Source organism: Erythrobacter sp. (assembly GCF_023653175.1).
Taxonomy (GTDB): domain Bacteria; phylum Pseudomonadota; class Alphaproteobacteria; order Sphingomonadales; family Sphingomonadaceae; genus Erythrobacter.
The window spans coordinates 1-15673 of record NZ_JAMNXL010000080.1 but is presented as its reverse complement, the minus strand read 5'-3'; the positions used below and the strand labels follow the sequence as shown (position 1 = coordinate 15673).

18 protein-coding genes and 1 pseudogene are annotated in these 15673 nt (G+C 65.0%); 3 read left to right on the top strand and 16 right to left on the bottom strand.

Features of this window, described 5'->3' with window-relative positions:
• Positions 1–547 precede the first annotated feature (547 nt).
• The 16 genes from NBV68_RS10365 to NBV68_RS10290 are packed head-to-tail and all read right to left on the bottom strand — an operon-like array spanning position 548 to position 13532.
• Positions 548–2083: an AMP-binding protein gene (locus NBV68_RS10365; RefSeq protein ID WP_296309543.1), complete on the bottom strand. Its 1536-nt coding sequence runs from the start codon at positions 2081–2083 to the stop codon at positions 548–550.
• Positions 2080–2454 (bottom strand): nuclear transport factor 2 family protein, encoded by a 375-nt coding sequence (locus tag NBV68_RS10360; RefSeq protein WP_296309541.1) that lies wholly within the window; start codon positions 2452–2454, stop codon positions 2080–2082. The genes NBV68_RS10365 and NBV68_RS10360 overlap by 4 nt, the downstream gene beginning before the upstream one ends.
• Positions 2455–2456: 2 nt before the next feature.
• Entirely contained in the window at positions 2457–2918 is a 462-nt protein-coding gene (locus tag NBV68_RS10355) for a MaoC family dehydratase (protein ID WP_296309539.1), read from the bottom strand.
• 2 nt (positions 2919–2920) lie between these two features.
• A complete protein-coding gene (locus NBV68_RS10350; protein WP_296309536.1) occupies positions 2921–3703 on the bottom strand; it encodes an SDR family oxidoreductase in 783 nt (260 codons plus the stop codon).
• Positions 3700–4878 (bottom strand): acyl-CoA dehydrogenase family protein, encoded by a 1179-nt coding sequence (locus NBV68_RS10345; RefSeq protein WP_296309534.1) that lies wholly within the window; start codon positions 4876–4878, stop codon positions 3700–3702. The genes NBV68_RS10350 and NBV68_RS10345 overlap by 4 nt, the downstream gene beginning before the upstream one ends.
• Positions 4875–5255, bottom strand: a complete 381-nt coding sequence (locus NBV68_RS10340) for an acyl-CoA dehydrogenase family protein (protein ID WP_296309544.1) — start codon at positions 5253–5255, stop codon at positions 4875–4877. Before NBV68_RS10340 ends, NBV68_RS10345 begins: the two co-directional genes overlap by 4 nt.
• Positions 5162–5932 carry an acyl-CoA dehydrogenase family protein gene (locus tag NBV68_RS10335; protein ID WP_296309532.1) on the bottom strand — a complete coding sequence of 257 codons (771 nt, stop codon included), beginning with the start codon at positions 5930–5932 and terminating at the stop codon, positions 5162–5164. The genes NBV68_RS10340 and NBV68_RS10335 overlap by 94 nt, the downstream gene beginning before the upstream one ends.
• A gap of 1 nt (position 5933) precedes the next feature.
• Entirely contained in the window at positions 5934–6836 is a 903-nt protein-coding gene (locus tag NBV68_RS10330; RefSeq protein WP_296309529.1) for an SDR family oxidoreductase, read from the bottom strand.
• A gap of 5 nt (positions 6837–6841) precedes the next feature.
• Positions 6842–7297, bottom strand: coding sequence for a nuclear transport factor 2 family protein (locus tag NBV68_RS10325; RefSeq protein WP_296309526.1), 456 nt, complete (start codon positions 7295–7297; stop codon positions 6842–6844).
• Between the two features lie 5 nt (positions 7298–7302).
• Entirely contained in the window at positions 7303–8454 is a 1152-nt protein-coding gene (locus NBV68_RS10320) for an acetyl-CoA C-acetyltransferase (protein ID WP_296309525.1), read from the bottom strand.
• Complete coding sequence (locus NBV68_RS10315; RefSeq protein WP_296309523.1) at positions 8447–9379, bottom strand: acyl-CoA dehydrogenase family protein; 933 nt, start codon at positions 9377–9379, stop codon at positions 8447–8449. Before NBV68_RS10315 ends, NBV68_RS10320 begins: the two co-directional genes overlap by 8 nt.
• Complete coding sequence (locus NBV68_RS10310; protein ID WP_296309521.1) at positions 9379–10542, bottom strand: acyl-CoA dehydrogenase family protein; 1164 nt, start codon at positions 10540–10542, stop codon at positions 9379–9381. The genes NBV68_RS10315 and NBV68_RS10310 overlap by 1 nt, the downstream gene beginning before the upstream one ends.
• A gap of 2 nt (positions 10543–10544) precedes the next feature.
• Positions 10545–11300, bottom strand: a complete 756-nt coding sequence (locus tag NBV68_RS10305) for an enoyl-CoA hydratase family protein (protein WP_296309519.1) — start codon at positions 11298–11300, stop codon at positions 10545–10547.
• On the bottom strand, positions 11300–12400 hold the full coding sequence (locus NBV68_RS10300; protein ID WP_296309517.1) for a nitronate monooxygenase: 1101 nt from the start codon (positions 12398–12400) through the stop codon (positions 11300–11302). The genes NBV68_RS10305 and NBV68_RS10300 overlap by 1 nt, the downstream gene beginning before the upstream one ends.
• Before the next feature lie 2 nt (positions 12401–12402).
• A complete protein-coding gene (locus tag NBV68_RS10295) occupies positions 12403–12648 on the bottom strand; it encodes a hypothetical protein (protein WP_296309515.1) in 246 nt (81 codons plus the stop codon).
• Complete coding sequence (locus NBV68_RS10290) at positions 12648–13532, bottom strand: CoA-transferase (protein WP_296309514.1); 885 nt, start codon at positions 13530–13532, stop codon at positions 12648–12650. Before NBV68_RS10290 ends, NBV68_RS10295 begins: the two co-directional genes overlap by 1 nt.
• Here NBV68_RS10290 and NBV68_RS10285 point away from each other — a divergent pair.
• From NBV68_RS10285 to NBV68_RS10275, 3 genes and pseudogenes are all read left to right on the top strand, one after another.
• Positions 13485–13877, top strand: a complete 393-nt coding sequence (locus NBV68_RS10285; protein WP_296309513.1) for a flavin reductase family protein — start codon at positions 13485–13487, stop codon at positions 13875–13877. The genes NBV68_RS10290 and NBV68_RS10285 overlap by 48 nt on opposite strands.
• A complete protein-coding gene (locus tag NBV68_RS10280; protein WP_296309511.1) occupies positions 13874–14530 on the top strand; it encodes a hypothetical protein in 657 nt (218 codons plus the stop codon). The genes NBV68_RS10285 and NBV68_RS10280 overlap by 4 nt, the downstream gene beginning before the upstream one ends.
• A pseudogene (locus tag NBV68_RS10275) lies at positions 14419–15354 on the top strand (KUP/HAK/KT family potassium transporter); the annotation flags it as partial. The gene NBV68_RS10280 and the pseudogene NBV68_RS10275, both read left to right, overlap by 112 nt.
• Positions 15355–15673: the final 319 nt, after the last annotated feature.

Sequence of the window (15673 nt, the reverse complement as noted above, 5' to 3'; positions counted from 1 at the left end):
CGCTAGACCACTGACAGAGAGGCAGCGCCGAGACCCTTCGTGAAAAAATTGAGAGGGGGTATGTCAGGGGGTATTTCGGTTGGGATTGGTCTAGTTCCTCAATGAATTTATATGGCTAGTAATGGGAAAATGTCCCTCCTCCGCTACCATCCGAAATAAAGTTCTGAAAATAAACGATAAAAAGCCGCAAAGTGGAACTCGAACGACCGCGAGTTTCCGCTTTTGTAGCAGCTGCTTAATCGTTGAAAACAAGCGATTTTGTGGCAATTGGGCCAAAGAACCATAGCCTCGAAAATCATCCATGCTCGATGGCTTGGGGGTATCTTGGGGGTATCGCAGAACGACCCAGTTGGAGCGCGAAACACTCTACCGACTGCAACCCAACCGCCGAGGCTACCGCAGCGTTTCGTGCTGACGAAAATCGGATTTCTAGGGCACTGACCTCGGCTTCCGCCGTAGCTCTTATCCAGACCATTCATGCTGACTTGGTGTTCACGCTCAGGTCGCAAGTCGGCGCGTGTCCTTAAGGATCGCTCGGCAAACCCGATCAAATCCTCGCCAGATCGATTTTCGACACCTTCCCGGCTGCATTGCGCGGCAGGTCTTCAACCAGCGCGATATGGCGCGGGACCTTGTAGTTTGCCATGTTCGCGCGGGCCCAGGTGAGCAGGTCTGCGCCGCTGGTTTGCGTGCTGGGGCGCAGCACGATGAACGCCTTGCCGACCTCGCCCAGCCGCTCGTCGGCCACGCCGATTACCGCGGCCATGCTGATCGCCGGGTGGGTTGCGAGCAGTTTTTCGACCTCGGCCGGATAGACGTTGAAGCCCCCTGAGATGAACATGTCCTTCTTGCGGTCGGTGATGCGGACATAGCCATTGGCGTCCATCGTTCCGACATCGCCGGTGTGCAGCCAACCCTCGGCGTCGATGGCTTCGGCCGAGGCGGCAGGATCATCGAGATAGCCTTGCATCACCCCGATTCCGCGCACGAAAATCTCGCCGGTCTCGCCGCGCGGCAGCTCACGTCCGTCCTCGCCCGCGATGATCACCTCATTGCCGGGTATGGCGGCGCCGCAGGTGCCCGCGATCAGATCGACCGGATCGCCCGGGCGGCACGAGGTGATGTTGACGCATTCGGTCATGCCGTAAGCGGTGATGATGTCGCGCATGCCAAGCTCGTCGCGGATCCGCTCCACCAGCACCGGCGGCACCGTGGCAGCGCCCGTGGTGCCGCCGCGCAGCGAGGAGATATCGAACGGCGCGCGTTCAAGCTCGGCCAGCAGCATCTGGAAAATCGTCGGCGGGCCGGGGAGGAAGGCGATACGCTCGGCCGCGATGAGCCGCGCGGCCTCAGCAATATCGAACTGCGGCATCGGCACCATCACCGCGCCCGCGATCAGGCAGGCAACCCAGCCGACTTTCATTCCGAAGCTGTGAAAGAAGGGGTTGGCGATCAGGTAGCGCTCGCCCTCGCCAAGACCGGTGTTGCCGATCCATACGCCAACCTGCGGAATGATCCGTCCGTGGGTCATCAGCACGCCCTTGGGCTGGCCGGTGGTGCCGCTGGTGAACATGATGTCGGACAGGTCATCGGCCTTCAGTGCGGCAAGGCTGGCGTCGATGCGCGCATCATCCGCGCCCTTGCCGGCGGCGAGGAAGGCGTCCCAGTCGCGGTCCATCAGGATCGTCTCGTCAAGGTCGGGCAAGATCTCGTCCGCCAGCAGAGCCGGATAGTCGATCCCGAGGAAATCGGTGACGGTGAGCAGGATCGATGCGCGGGTACGGCGCAGGATGTCACCTGCCTCGCGGCCCTTGAGCCGGGTGTTGAGTGGCACGATCGCTGCCCCGCAGGCCTGTGCGGCGATGGCCGCGATCACCCATTCGCGCCGGTTGGGCGCCCAGATAGCGATACGCGAGCCTTTGCCGACGCCGCGTTCGAGGAGCGTAGAAGATGCGCGGCGACATTCCTCCCATAGCTGCGCGAAGGTGAAGCGGGCCTCGCCCTCGATCAGCGCGAGGTCATTGGGCCAGCGGTGCGCGGCGGCTTGGGCAGCGTGCGGGATAGTGGCGGGAAGGGCGGTCATGCGGCCCCCATGTTGGCGGGGCCGAAATAGGCTTTCATGCCGCAGACCTTGCCTAACGCGTCGAAGGTGAAAACGTCGATCACATCGATCCTTGTCGCTCTGCCATCCCACTCGAGATTGACATGCAAGGCAAAGGCGGCGTGATCTGCGGTGCAGCGCACCGGACCGTTGAGCGTTAGCCGAGCGCCCGCCGAAAACCCGATCGCGAAGAATTCGCGCAAGGCCGCCTGCCCGGCGTGGGGCGGCGTGCCGACCGGATCTTCGATCACGGCATCCTCGGCGAACACCGCGCACAGGCCGTCCAGATCGCTGCGATTATAGTTGCGGACATAGGCCTCGACCGCAGCCACCATGTGATCGGCATCGACCATGCTTACCCTTCCGGAAAATAGCGACTGATGGTGTCGACCACGCAGGCGGGCTTTTCCTCGCCTTCGATTGCGACCGTGACACGCACCACCGATTGCACCGCGCCCTTGATTTCCTCGACCCCGACGATCTCGCCTGTGGCGCGGATGCGGGCGCCGACGCGCACCGGATTGAGGAACCGCAGCCGGTCGGCTCCGACATTCACTGCATGGGTAAATCCACGCACTTCAATAAGTTGCGGCAGGAAGTGGTTGACCAGACTCATGGTCAGATAGCCATGGGCAATCGTGCCGCCGAAGGGGCCGGATTGGGCCCGCTTGACATCGACGTGGATCCACTGGCGATCCTCGGTCACCTCGGCAAAGCCATCGACCCGCGCCTGATCAATGGTGAGCCATTCGGTCGGGCCAAGCTGCGTGCCTTCGGCTCCGATCAGATCCTGCGGGCGGTCGAATATCGTGGTCATGTTCAGGCCCTCTGGCTCGACACCGAAATGACTTCGCCGGTCATGTAACTGGCAAGGTCGGAGGCGAGGAAGATCATTGCGTTGGCAACCTCCCACACCTCGGCCGGGCGCCCGAAGGCTTCACGCGCCGCGAGATCGGCGAGCAATTCGTCGCTGGTCACTTTGGCAAGGAAAGCGTGCATCGCGATCGATGGTGCAACCGCGTTGATGCGCACGCCATGTTCGGCTGCCTCAAGTGCCGAACAGCGGGTGAAGGCCATGACCCCGGCCTTGGCGGCGGCGTAGTGGGCCTGCCCCTTCTGCGCGCGCCAGCCGAGCACTGATGCGTTGTTGACGATAGACCCGGTCTTGCGGGCCTGCATTGCGGGCAGGAAAGCCCGGGTCATGCGCATCACGCTGGTGAGCGTGACATCGAGCACGCGGTGCCATTGCTCGTCGGTCATTTCGGTGACCGGTACCTCGCCGCCAAGACCGGCGTTGTTGATGAGGACATCGACATGACCGAGGCTGGCGAGCGCCGCATCGCGCAGCGCATCAACATTCTCTTGGCTGGTCACATCGCACAGCACCGTGGCGGGCCGCTCGCAGCCGACTTCGGCCGCGATCCGGTCCGCCGCCTCGCTGAGCCGGCGTTCGTGGAAGTCCGAGATCAGCACCCGCGCGCCTTCCTCGGCAGCGCGCTTGGCGACGGCAAAGCCAATGCCGGTGCCGGCTGCGGCGGTCACCACCACCGTCTGGCCCGCTAGAAGATTGCGGGGCGGGGGATAGGCTGGAGTCAGGCTCATGCCTCCCCCCGTGGCTCACGCGGGAGGCCCAGACCGCGTTCGGCGATCAGGTTGCGCTGGATCTGGTTGGTGCCCCCGTAGATCGTATCGGCGCGCGAATAGAGGAACAGGTTGGGCAGCATCGGCCATTCGTAACCGTCATGGTCGGTGACTTCGCCCGCCTGCCCCAGCACGTCCATCGCCAACTCGCCAAGGCTGCGCCGCCAGCTCGCCCATTGGATCTTGTAGGTCAGCGCCGCGCCATCAACGCTGGCGTGATCGGTGTTCGAGAGCATCCGCAGCGCGCCGTATCGCATGAGGCGCAGTCCGATCTCCGCCTTGGCGATGCGCTGACGGATCAGCGGATCCTTTGCCGCGCCATTGGCCCTGGCGGCCGCGATGATCGCGTCGAGTTCGTTGCGGAACGCCATCTGCTGCCCGAGTGTCGAGACACCGCGCTCGAAGCTCAGCAGCGTCATAGCCACCCGCCAGCCATCGCCGACCGCGCCGATCAGGCTGTCTTCCGGGCAGCGCGCGCCGTCAAAGAAGGTCTCGTTGAATTCGGCATCGCCGTTGATCTGGCGGATCGGGCGGATTTCGATGCCGGGCTGATCAAGCTCCATCATCAGGAAGGTGAGGCCCTTGGGTCCTTTGGAACCTTCTTCCGAGCGGGTGACGACAAAGATCCAGTCCGAGATATGCGCAAGGCTGGTCCAGATTTTCTGGCCGTCAACCACCCATTCGCCATTCTCCAGCCGGGCCTTGGTGCGCACGCTGGCGAGGTCGGAACCGGCGTTGGGCTCGGAAAAGCCCTGACAGAAGATTGTCTTGCCCGCAGCGATATCGGGCAGGAAGCGGCGCTTCTGGTCCTCGGTGCCGAGTGCCAGCAAGGTCGGCCCGGCGAGTTCGATGCCGATGTGGTTGACCCGTCCCGGCACGCCTGCGCGGGCATATTCCTCGGCGAAGATCACCTGCTCGGCAAGGCTTGCGCCGCGCCCGCCCCATTCCTTCGGCCAGCCGATGCAGCCCCAGCCGTGCTCGCCCAGGTGCTGTTCCCACTCCTTGCGCCGCTCGGCCTTCTCGGTGAGCGTCGTGATGCCCCTGATATCGGCGAATTCGCCCGACATCTGCGCGGTCAGCCAATCGGCGCACTCAGCGCGGAATGCCTCTTCCGCGGCAGAAAATCCCAGTTTCATGCTGTTTCTCCGAGCACCATCGCGGCGATCTGTTCGCGGTGCCAGTCACCTGAGCCCATCATCGTCTGGAGCGCGCGCGCGCGTTTGAAGAACAGGTGCGCGTCGTGATCCCAGGTAAAGCCGATACCGCCATGCAGCTGGATCATGTCGCCGGCGCAGCGGAAGGCGGTATCGGCAGCGAAGCTTTTGGCCGCGTGCACCGCGAGCTTTGCGTCGTCGGCGCCTTCATCCACGGCGCAGGCCGCCCAATAAACCGCGCTGCGGGCCTGTTCGATTTCCACCATCATGTCTGCAAGGCGGTGCTTGTAGGCCTGGAACGATCCGATCGCCCGCCCGAACTGCACCCGGTCGCGCGAATAGGCGACTGTGCGATCCAGCGCGGCCTGGGCAAGACCAAGGCCCTCGGCGGCGAGCACCACCATGCCAGCCTGGGTGGCCGCATTGCTGGCGGCCTGCGGATCGGCAGCGGTTCGCTTTCAGCCCCAGCGAGAACGATGCGGGCGAAGGGTCGGGTCTGGTCCATTGTGGTCTGCGCGGTGACGGTCACACCCGGCGCATCGGCGCGCACCAGCCAGCTGCCACCCGCGCCGCTCACCAGCAGCAGCCCGGCGGCGCTGCCGTGCGCGACAAAGGCGCTCGACGCGGTAATCCGGTCGCCATCGGCCACCAGATCATCGGCCGTCATATGGGCTGCGATGGTCTCGCCCGACAGGAGCGCAGGCAGCCACGCGGCGCGCTGCACATCGCTTGCGCCCGCCGCGATTCCCTGCGCCGCCAGTGCCAGCGAGCCGAGCAGCGGCAGTGGGGCAACCTGCGCGCCTGCGGCCTCGGCGATGATGGCCAGCTCCACCAGACCCAGACCGGCGCCGCCCGCATTCTCGGCAATACCGATACCGGACAGACCCAGTTCCTGGCAGAATGCTTGCCATAGAGCGTGGTCGATCCCGTCTGACGCCATCGCCGCGCGCGTGCGTTCGCTCGTGGCGTTTTCGGTGAAGAACGCTTGCGCCGTTTCGGCGATCATGCGCTGTTCGTCGGTGAATACGAAATCCATTTCAGCTTCCCCAAACCTTGCGCGGCACCGTCCGCTGAGCGAGCAGCCGTTCGACCACTGCCCCCACTTCCACCGGCTGCCAGCGCGCGCCCTTGTCGATAGCCGGGCCTTCGCGCCAGCCATCCTCGATCATGATTTTCCCGCCTTCGAGTTCAAAGACGCAGCCTGTGACATCGCGGCTTTCCGCACTGCCGAGCCACACAACGGCGGGCGCTATATTGTCCGGGTCCATCACATCGAACTGCTCGCCCTGCGTCGCCATCTTCTCGGCGAAGGCCTGTTCGGTCATGCGAGTGCGGGCCGAGGGGGCGAGCGCATTGGCGGTGATGCCATAACGGCCCAGCTCGGCCGCCTGGACCAGCGTCAGTGCGGCGATCCCGCCCTTGGCGGTCGAATAGGCTGCCTGCGCGATCGAGCCCTGGAGTCCAGCCCCGCTTGTGGTGTTGATGATCCGTGCGTCGGGATCGTGAAACTCCTTCTGCTTGACGCGCCAGTAGTTGACCGCATGGCGCGTGACGCAGAAATGGCCGCGCAAGTGGACATGCATTGTCGCGTCCCATTCCTCGAGGGTGGACGACACAAACATCCGATCGCGCACGATCCCGGCATTGTTGACCACGACATGGAGGTCACCAAAGGCTTCGATGGTAGCTGCGACGATCCGCCCGGCCGCGTCCCAGTCGGTTACGTCCTCGTAGTTGGCGATGGCCTTGCCGCCGCTGGCAAGGATCTCGGCCACCACTGCGTCCGCCGCACTGGTGTCGCGCCCCTCGCCTCCGAGCGAGGTGCCGATATCATTGACCACGACATTGGCCCCTTCGGCGGCAAAGGCGAGCGCATAGGCCCGCCCCAGCCCGCGAGCGGCGCCGGTGATGATGACCGTGCGGTTTTCGCAGATTCCCATGTTGTCTAAGCTCTCTGGGTCATAGGTTGGATAAGATGAGCAGAACTGTCACCGACAAGGTCGACTTGGAGATATTCACGCGTCACGAAATGCCAGCCCTCGGCATCACGGCCGAAGCGATCATGGTATCGGCCGGTAGCAACAACCTGGAGCGGGAACCCGGGGGCTGCCTGCATCACTGTCCATTGCGACCGGCAAGTGGCTGTATCGCCCGTGTCGTGCAGATCGATGATCGGATTGGTGACAAGGTGGCGGGTGAGCGGCCTGCCGTCATAGGTCTTCACCCATTGCTGCCACAGCGCGAGGATCGCGGTACGCCCGGCGATATGATGGTCGCCCACGATCACCGTTCCCTTGTCGAACAGCGCTGCTGCCGAGCCGAAGTCGCCATCGTCGAAGTGCATCGCGTAGGAGTAGAGCAGGTTGGGGATGGCAATGGCCGGATCGGCGGACGCGGTCATGGCCGTTACAGTCGCTCGATGATCGTGACGTTGGCCTGCCCACCGCCTTCGCACATGGTCTGGAGGCCATAGCGCCCGCCGGTGTCCTCCAGCGTATGCAGCAGCGTGGTCATCAGCCGCGCGCCGGTGCCGCCGAGCGGATGGCCGAGCGCGATCGCGCCGCCGCGAACATTGACCTTGCTGTGCGGAATGCCAAGCTCCTTCATCCACGCCAGCGGCACGGAAGCGAAGGCCTCGTTGCATTCGAACAGGTCGATATCCTCGATCCGCATCCCGGCTTTGGCTAGCGCATGGCGGGTGGCCGGGATCGGCGCCGTCAGCATCCACACCGGATCATCGGCGCGCACGGACAGATGATGGATGCGCGCGCGCGGGGTTAGGCCGTGATCCTTGACCGCCTGTTCGCTGGCGATAAGCAGCGCGGCGGAACCGTCGCAGTTCTGGCTGGCAACTCCGGCGGTGATGGTGCCTTCGCCGCCGACCGGATTGAGCGCGGCGAGGGCTTCGGGTGTGGTGCCCGGGCGGATCGTTTCGTCTTCGGCCAACCCTTCGAGAGCGGCGATCTCGCGCGCAAAAGCGCCGCTGGTGGTTGCGGCATGGGCTCGGGCGTGCGAGGCGACCGCGAAGGCTTCCATGTCCTCGCGGGAAATGCCCCACTTGTCGGCGATCATCTGGGCCGACGCGATCTGGTTAAGCAGCCCGTCCCCATAACGCGCGATCCAGCCGGGCGAGGTGTTGAAGGGATTGTCGAAGCCATAGGGCTGCCCGGCAAACATTGCAGCGGAAATGGGGATGGCGTTCATCGCCTGACTGCCGCCTGCCACAACAAGGTCCTGCGTCCCGCTCATCACGCCCTGGGCTGCAAAGTGTATCGCCTGCTGGCTCGACCCGCACTGCCGGTCGACCGTCGTGCCGGGCACGTGCTGCGGCAGCCCTGCGACCAGCCATGCGGTGCGCCCGATGTCGCCCGCCTGCGGCCCGATCGTATCGCAGCAGCCCCACACGCAATCGTCGACCGCGCCCGGATCGACGCTGTTGCGCGCGAAAAGGGCGCGCAAGGGGTGCGCGGCAAGATCGGCCGGGTGGAGCGCGGCAAGGCTGCCCTTCTTGCGGCCCATCGGGCTGCGCACGGCGTCGATGATGTAGGCTTCAGGCAAAGGTGTTCTCCGGTCCGATGGGGTGCGTGCCGCCGATGACGGCAGCATCGATGCGGGCGAGGTGGAAAGCGCGGGCACCCCAAGCGCCGCCCAGCGCCCAGGCGCGCTTCATCCAGAAATGCAGGTCGACCTCGTAGGTGTAACCCATCGCGCCATGAACCTGGATCGCGCTTTCGGCGGCGAGGTAGGCAGCATCGGTCGCGACCAGCTTGGCGTGGCTGACATGGAGCGCGGCGCTCGCGGCACGATCGTCGAGCGCCTGCGCCGCGCGCCACAGTACGGGGCGGGCGAATTCGAGCGCGACGGCGACATCGGCCAGCTTGTGCTTGATCGCCTGAAACGCACCGACCGGCTGGCCGAACTGGGTGCGGATTATCGCATAATCCACCGCCTGATCGAGCATGGCTTCGGCCAGCCCGACCAGCTGCGCTGCGCTCATCAACGCGCCGAGATCGAGCAGCAGCGGAACATCGCTGACCTCGCCCGAAGGCGCGGTAAGGCGGCGCAGCGGATCGATGCTGGCCATGGGCTCGCCGGTGCCGTCCGCCACCCAGCCGTTGATCGCATGGGCCGCAACGGGGCGATGCTCGCCCGCAACGATAGCGGCAAGATCGGCTGTGCGGCCCTGCGCAATCAGCCAGGGGACGGCAACAAAGGCGCTCTCCACCAGCGGTTCAGCCAGGCACACCCGCCCGCATTCCCGCGCGATCAGCGCCGCGTCGAGCAGGCCCATGCCAAGTCCGCCATGGCTTTCCGGCACGAGCAAGCCGGGCAGGCCCATTTCCACCAAGCCTTGCCAGATGGCGGGATCACGGTTCGGCCCGGCGTCGAGCCGGCGCAGCACATCCGGGCCGTGGGTTCCGGCGAGGTAATCGCGCACGGCTTCGGCCAGTTCCAGCCGTTCAGGAGCGATAAGCATATCCATCAGCCCGCTCCAACCCGGGGAAGGCCGAGCAGTCGCTCGGCAGTGATGTTGCGCTGGATTTCGTTCGACCCGGCGTAAATCGGGCCCGAGAGCGAAAACATGTAGCCTTCCAGCCATTCATTGATCGCGCCGTCCGCCAGCTGGCGCAGCTCGGCAGCAGCCCCCAGCAATTGCATCGCGGTGCGGTGCATGGTGCGGTCAAGTTCGGACCAGAAGATCTTGTTGAGGCTCGCCTCGGCCCCGATCTTGCCGCCCGCCATGATCTTCGCGGCGACGGCATAGGTGTTGTAGGCATAGGCCTGCGTGTCCATCCACGCGCGGGTTACGGCCTCGCGTGCGGAGGGTGCGGCGGCGCTCTCGTGCTGGCGGAACAGTTCCACCAGCCGGCGCGCGGCGGCTTGGAAGCGGCCCGGGGAGCGCAGCATCAACCCGCGTTCGAACCCGGCGGTGGCCATCGCGACGGTCCAGCCTTCACCTTCGCCCGCCAGCCGGTTTTCCACCGGCACGCGCACATCGTCGAAGAACAGTTCGGCAAAACCGGGATGGCCGTGCAGCTGGCGGATCGGACGGCGGGTGATGCCGGGCGTGTCGAGATCGAACAGGATGAAGGACAGGCCCTTGTGGCGCTGGCTGCCTTCCTCGGTGCGGAACAGGCCGAAGCCCCAATCGGCAAAGCTGGCGCGGCTCGACCAGGTTTTCTGGCCGTTGATGACATAGTGATCGCCGTCACGGAAAGCGGTGGTCTTGATCGCCGCCATGTCGCTGCCCGCGCCAGGTTCCGACCAAGCCTGCGCCCAGATCACCTCGCCTGCGGCCATCGGGGTGAGGAAGCGGGCCTTCTGTTCGGGCGTGCCATAGTCCATGATCGTCGGGCCGAGCAGGAAGATGCCGTTCTGGTTGACCCTGAGCGGCGCGCCTGCACCCCAGTATTCCTCCTCGAAGATCAGCCATTCGATCAGATCGAGCCCGCGCCCGCCATAGCTTTCTGGCCAGGTGACCATGCCCCAGTTGCCGCTGGCGAGCTGGCGCTCCCAGCCGACATGCTGGTGGTAGCCTTCCTCGCATTCGAGCGTGAGCAGCGGGGCATGGGGCACGTTCGCGGCGAGCCATTCGCGCACCTCGGCGCGGAACGCCTGCTGGGTATCTGTATAGGTCAGGCGCATGGTCAGAATTCCGCCGCCTTGCCCGTTTCGACGAAGGCATCACGGGCCTTCTGGCTGTCTCCGTGCATGTACATTTCGAGCGTGAAGCCCTGTTCCCAGCGATAGCCGCGGTCGACATCGCGCGGTTCAAGGCCGTTCAGCGCCTCCTTGGCGATCACCAGCGCCTTGCGGCTCTTCGATGCGATCACAGCGCAGAAGGCGCGGGCCTCGGCCTCGAGATCGGCGCGCGGCACCACCTTCTCGACCGCGCCGAGGCGGTAGGCCTCTTCCGCCGGGATATTGCCGCCGGTGAAGAAGGCGGCCCGCACCTTGTGGAGAGGCAGCATCCGCGAAAGGTGGCTCGCCCCGCCCATTGCGCCGCGGTCCACTTCGGGGAGGCTGAAGAGGGCATCGTCAGCGGCGATGATCGTGTCCGATGCGCCGCAGATGCCGATCCCGCCGCCGATCACGAACTTGTGCACCGCGCTTACCACCGGCACCTCGGCCTCGCGGATCGCCTTGAAGGTGAGGTAATTGCCGCGATTGAGCAGGGTGATGCGTTCCGGGTGGGCCTGCATCTCCTTGATGTCGACCCCGCCGCAGAAGCCGCGCGATTCCGCCGCAGCGCGGATGAGGACGCAGTTGACGTCGGGATTGCGCGCTGCGGCGGTGATCATGTCGGGGATCGCAAGCCAGGTGGCGCTATCGAAAGCGTTGACCGGCGGCACGTCGAACACGATCTCGGCGATGCGCTCTTTGATGGTGGTGGTAATCGGCATCAGGCCGCTCCCTTGAGCGAAGGTGTCTGGGGGACGAGCGCGGCGATCCGTTCGCACGCTTCGGTTTCGATCCGGGCGAGGAGGTCGGCGCAGGACGGCAGATCGTCGAGCCGGCCCGCGACCTGCCCCGATGCCATCAACCCGCCGATAGCGTCGCCCTCCACCACCGCCTTCTGCAACAAAGTGGGGGCGGCGGCGGCGAGCATGGCTTCGGGCAGCGACATCTCGCCGTGGCTGGTCATCCCGCGCGCGGCGGTCAGGAGTTCGCCCCAACTGGCACCCGTGGCTTTCTTCATGGCAAAAGCGGCAAGCAGCCCGCGCCGCCAGCGGGCCATAGCGCCGCCTGCCTCGATCCTGTCGAGCATCGGGTTGCGGATCATGCGCTGCGGGATGCCGTCGATCTTGCTGGTGACGAAAATGTCCTGCGTGCCTGCGCGGGCGTAGGCTGCCTTGACCGCATCGGGCACCGGGCTGTCGCTGGTCATCATGAAGCGGCTGCCCATCGCGATCCCGCTCGCGCCGTAAGCCAGCGCGGCGGCCAGCCCGCGACCATCGGCGAAGCCGCCTGCGGCCGCGACCGGCACGCTGACAGCGTCAAGCACCTGCGGCAGCAAAACCGTGGTTGCGACCGCGCCAGTATGCCCCCCGCCTTCGCCGCCCTGCACAGTGATCGCCTCGCACCCGAGGCTCACCATCTTCTGCGCGTGCTTGAGCGCACCGACGGTGGGGATGCATACGATTCCGGCCTCGCGGAAGCGTGCGATCATCGAGGCATCTGGCCCGCGCCCGAAGCTGACCGCGCGGACCCGATCCGCATTGGCGATGATCACCTCGACGATCTCGTGCGCGCCGGGCTGGAAGGAATGGAAATTGACCCCGAAGCGGCGCGGGGTGAGACGTGCTGTCTCGCCAATCGCTGCCGCCAGTTCGCTAGGCTGCATCACCGCACCCGCCAGAAACCCGAAAGCCCCCGCATTGCTGCTCGCCGCCACCAGCTGCGGCGTCGCGATCCAGCCCATCGCGGTCTGGATCACCGGCAGGCGGCTGCCGAGAAGCGCAGTCAGGGGCGTGGCCAAAGGGAAGGGGCGCGGGTCAGCCATGATCAGGCCTTGCCTGCCTCGCGTTCCTTGTTCTTCTCGGCCATCGACTTGCTGCTGAAGCCCGCGATGTAGTCGCCCGAGACGAGCTGGTTGTTGGCGTGGGCGAAGTGGTGATAGCCGAAGCTCGCGTCGATCCCGGCTTCCTTGCCCGCCAGCGTCTCCATGTGGTTGCCGGTGCCGATCAACTCGAGATCCGTGCGGAAGGCTTCCGCCACCGCCACGATGCACAATTCTGCAAGGCTTGCCATCAGAACACCGGCAGGGGGAGCGCCCCGACCGCCTCCATGCCGCCGACCGAAGCGAGGTATTCCGCCTCGCTTGGCCCCACGAATTGTCCAGCCACCGCAGCCCAGTCGCCCGGGTCTTTCGCGGCAGCGGCGTAACGCTTGAACCACCCCATGTCCCAGCCATAGTCTGGCGGCAGCGAGGTGGGATGCGCGCCGCCCTGCGCCTGGGTCACGCCGGTAACGAAGCAGCGTTCGAACAGGTTGGCGCGGGCGTCTTTGGGGTAGGCGTCTTCCATTGCGGGCACGAGTTCCTCGCAGGACACGAAGCATTGGTCCGCCGCCTTGGCGAACCATTCGTCATAATAGGTGTCCGGCCCCAGCGCCTGCACATTGCCGCGATGGTCGCAGCGCTGGACATGGACCAGCGCGGCATCGAGCTTGAGCGCGGGCATCGCCACCATCACCTCGCCATCGTCATAGGGCGACTGCACTGTCTTCAGCCCGCCCAGTTCAACCAGATCCGTGCCGAGCCCGACACGGGTCGGCAGGAACGGCAGCTGGAACGCGGCAGCCTTGAGGCCCCACTGGAACATCCCCTCGTCGAGTTCGAGCACCTCGATCGTCCCGGCCTCGCGCGCCTTGCGGAACCACGGTTCCAAAGGAATTGCATCGAGCGAGACGAAGGCGAAGACGAGCTTCTTCACCTTGCCCGACGCGCACAGCATCCCGACATCCGGGCCGCCATAGGAGACGATGGTGAGGTCCTTGAGGTCGGAGCGCAGGATCTCGCGCACCAGCGCCATCGGCTTGCGGCGAGGGCCCCAGCCGCCAATGCCGAGCGTCATGCCGCTCGACAATTGGCGGACGATGTCGCCAGCGGTCATGCGCTTGTCGAGCGTGCTCATTCCGCTGCCTCGGCCTTCTGCGCATCGGCCAACCGCATGACCAGTCTGCACGCTCTGCTGGTTCCCACCGCCCCGCTTTCGGTCAATCTGCTGGCGCGCCATCACCGCGCGGTGTCGATGGCGTTTGGCGGAGGGGTTCCGCGCGATGAACGCTTCAAGGTCGGCGACTGGCAGGAAGGGGCGGGCGGCCTGCCGATGCTGGCCGATGCGCAGGCCAATCTCGAATGCGTGATTGACGCGATGCTGGCCTACGGCACCCACTCCATCGTCATCGCCCGGGTGATCCGTGCGCGGGTAAGCGACACGGTCGCCCCGCTGATCTACCAGGATGGGAGATACCTTTGACCCGCGAAACCACTGCCGTGTTGCACGGAAGCCAGCTCTATCAGGCGCTGCGCAGCGGACGGACGCTGTCGCCGCTGATCACGCGCGATCCGGCGCTCACTATCGACGATGCCTATGACATCAGCCTCGATTTTCTCGCCCGCCGAATGGCCGATGGCGAGCGGGTGATCGGCAAGAAGATCGGGGTCACCAGCAAGGCCGTTCAGGATATGCTGGGGGTGCATCAGCCCGATTTCGGTTTCCTGACAGATGCCATGCTGGTGGAGGGCGATATCGACATTGCCGCGCATCGCCTGATCCAGCCGCGCGCCGAGGCAGAGATCGCCTTCATTCTGGCCGAGCCGCTGCGGGGGCCGGGCGTGACCCCTGAACAGGTGATCGCCGCCACCGCCGCCATCGCGCCCTGCTTCGAGATCGTCGACAGCCGCATCACCGACTGGAAAATCGGCATCGTCGATACCGTCGCCGACAATGCCTCTTGCGGGGTGTTCGTGCTGGGCGAGGCCCGCGCCGATCCGCGAAGCCATGATCTGCCGGGGCTCAGGCGGTGCAACTGGGCTTCCTGCCGCGGCTCAAGACGCTCCAGACGAGCGCCAAGGCAGCGGGGCAAATCTACATCCCGGCGATCAACTGGGGCCTGCTTGTCATGGTGATCGTGCTGGTGCTGGGCTTCGAGGAATCGACGCGGCTCGCATCGGCCTATGGCATATCGGTGATCGGGACGATGATCATCACTACGATGATGCTGGCCTTTCTGGTGTTCCACGTGTGGCGCTGGAACAAGCTGCTGGCCGCCGGCACGATTGCCATGTTCGCGCTGGTTGATGGCATTTATTTTGCCTCGAACATCGCCAAGATCCCCGATGGTGGCTGGTTCCCCTTGGCCGTGGCCGCGGTGCTGTTCACGCTGCTCACCACCTGGGCCACCGGCCGCAGGATCATGCGTGAACGCATGGCTGAGGGTGAGGGCGGCCTTTCCCTCGAGTTGTTCATCGCCTCCACTTCGAAGTCTGTGCACCGGGTGCGCAACACAGCCGTGTATCTGTCGGCCGCCGACATCGGCGTACCTTCGGCCTTGCTCCACAACCTCAAGCATAATCAGGTCCTGCACGAGCGGGTGCTGATCGTGACTGTGAAGGTGGAAGAGGTGCCGCAGGTCGTTCCGGAACACCGCACCGAGGTTCACGATGCGGGCGACGGCTTCTACCGCGTGATCATCCGCTATGGCTTTATGGAAGAGGTCGATATCCCGCGCGAGCTCGCCGCACTGGGGTGTCTTGATGGCAGCTTTGATCCGATGACTACGAGCTATTTCCTTGGCCGCCAGAAACTCATCCCCTCCGCCGATCACCCCGGCATGACGCGCTGGCGCGAGGCGCTGTTCGCATGGATGTCCAAAAGTTCGGAAAGCGCGATGGAGAGCTTCAAGCTGCCCACCAACAGGGTGGTCGAACTGGGGAGCCAATTGCAGATATGAAGCTTGGTCGGAGCGTGAGTAGCATCTGACAGGCCGTTCATCCTCCCGCCCGTCCGAAATCCGCCCAGTTGCGGACATCAGCGGGAAGGAGGTGCACCGACCAAAGCGGACGTCAGAAAAAATAGCCGCGCTATGTAGACGCCTTCGGACGCTCCCTCCGGAAGCATCACCCGCGTGTCGGGGGTTCGAGTCACTCCTCCGCTACCCTCCTTGCCGCGCCTCAATTTGTGTCGGCCTGCATATTCCTCTAGACGCTTCGTGGGGATTGTTGGGGGGATGCGATGAAATCTGTTTCTAGGATGGTGGCTGCGGCCGCTCT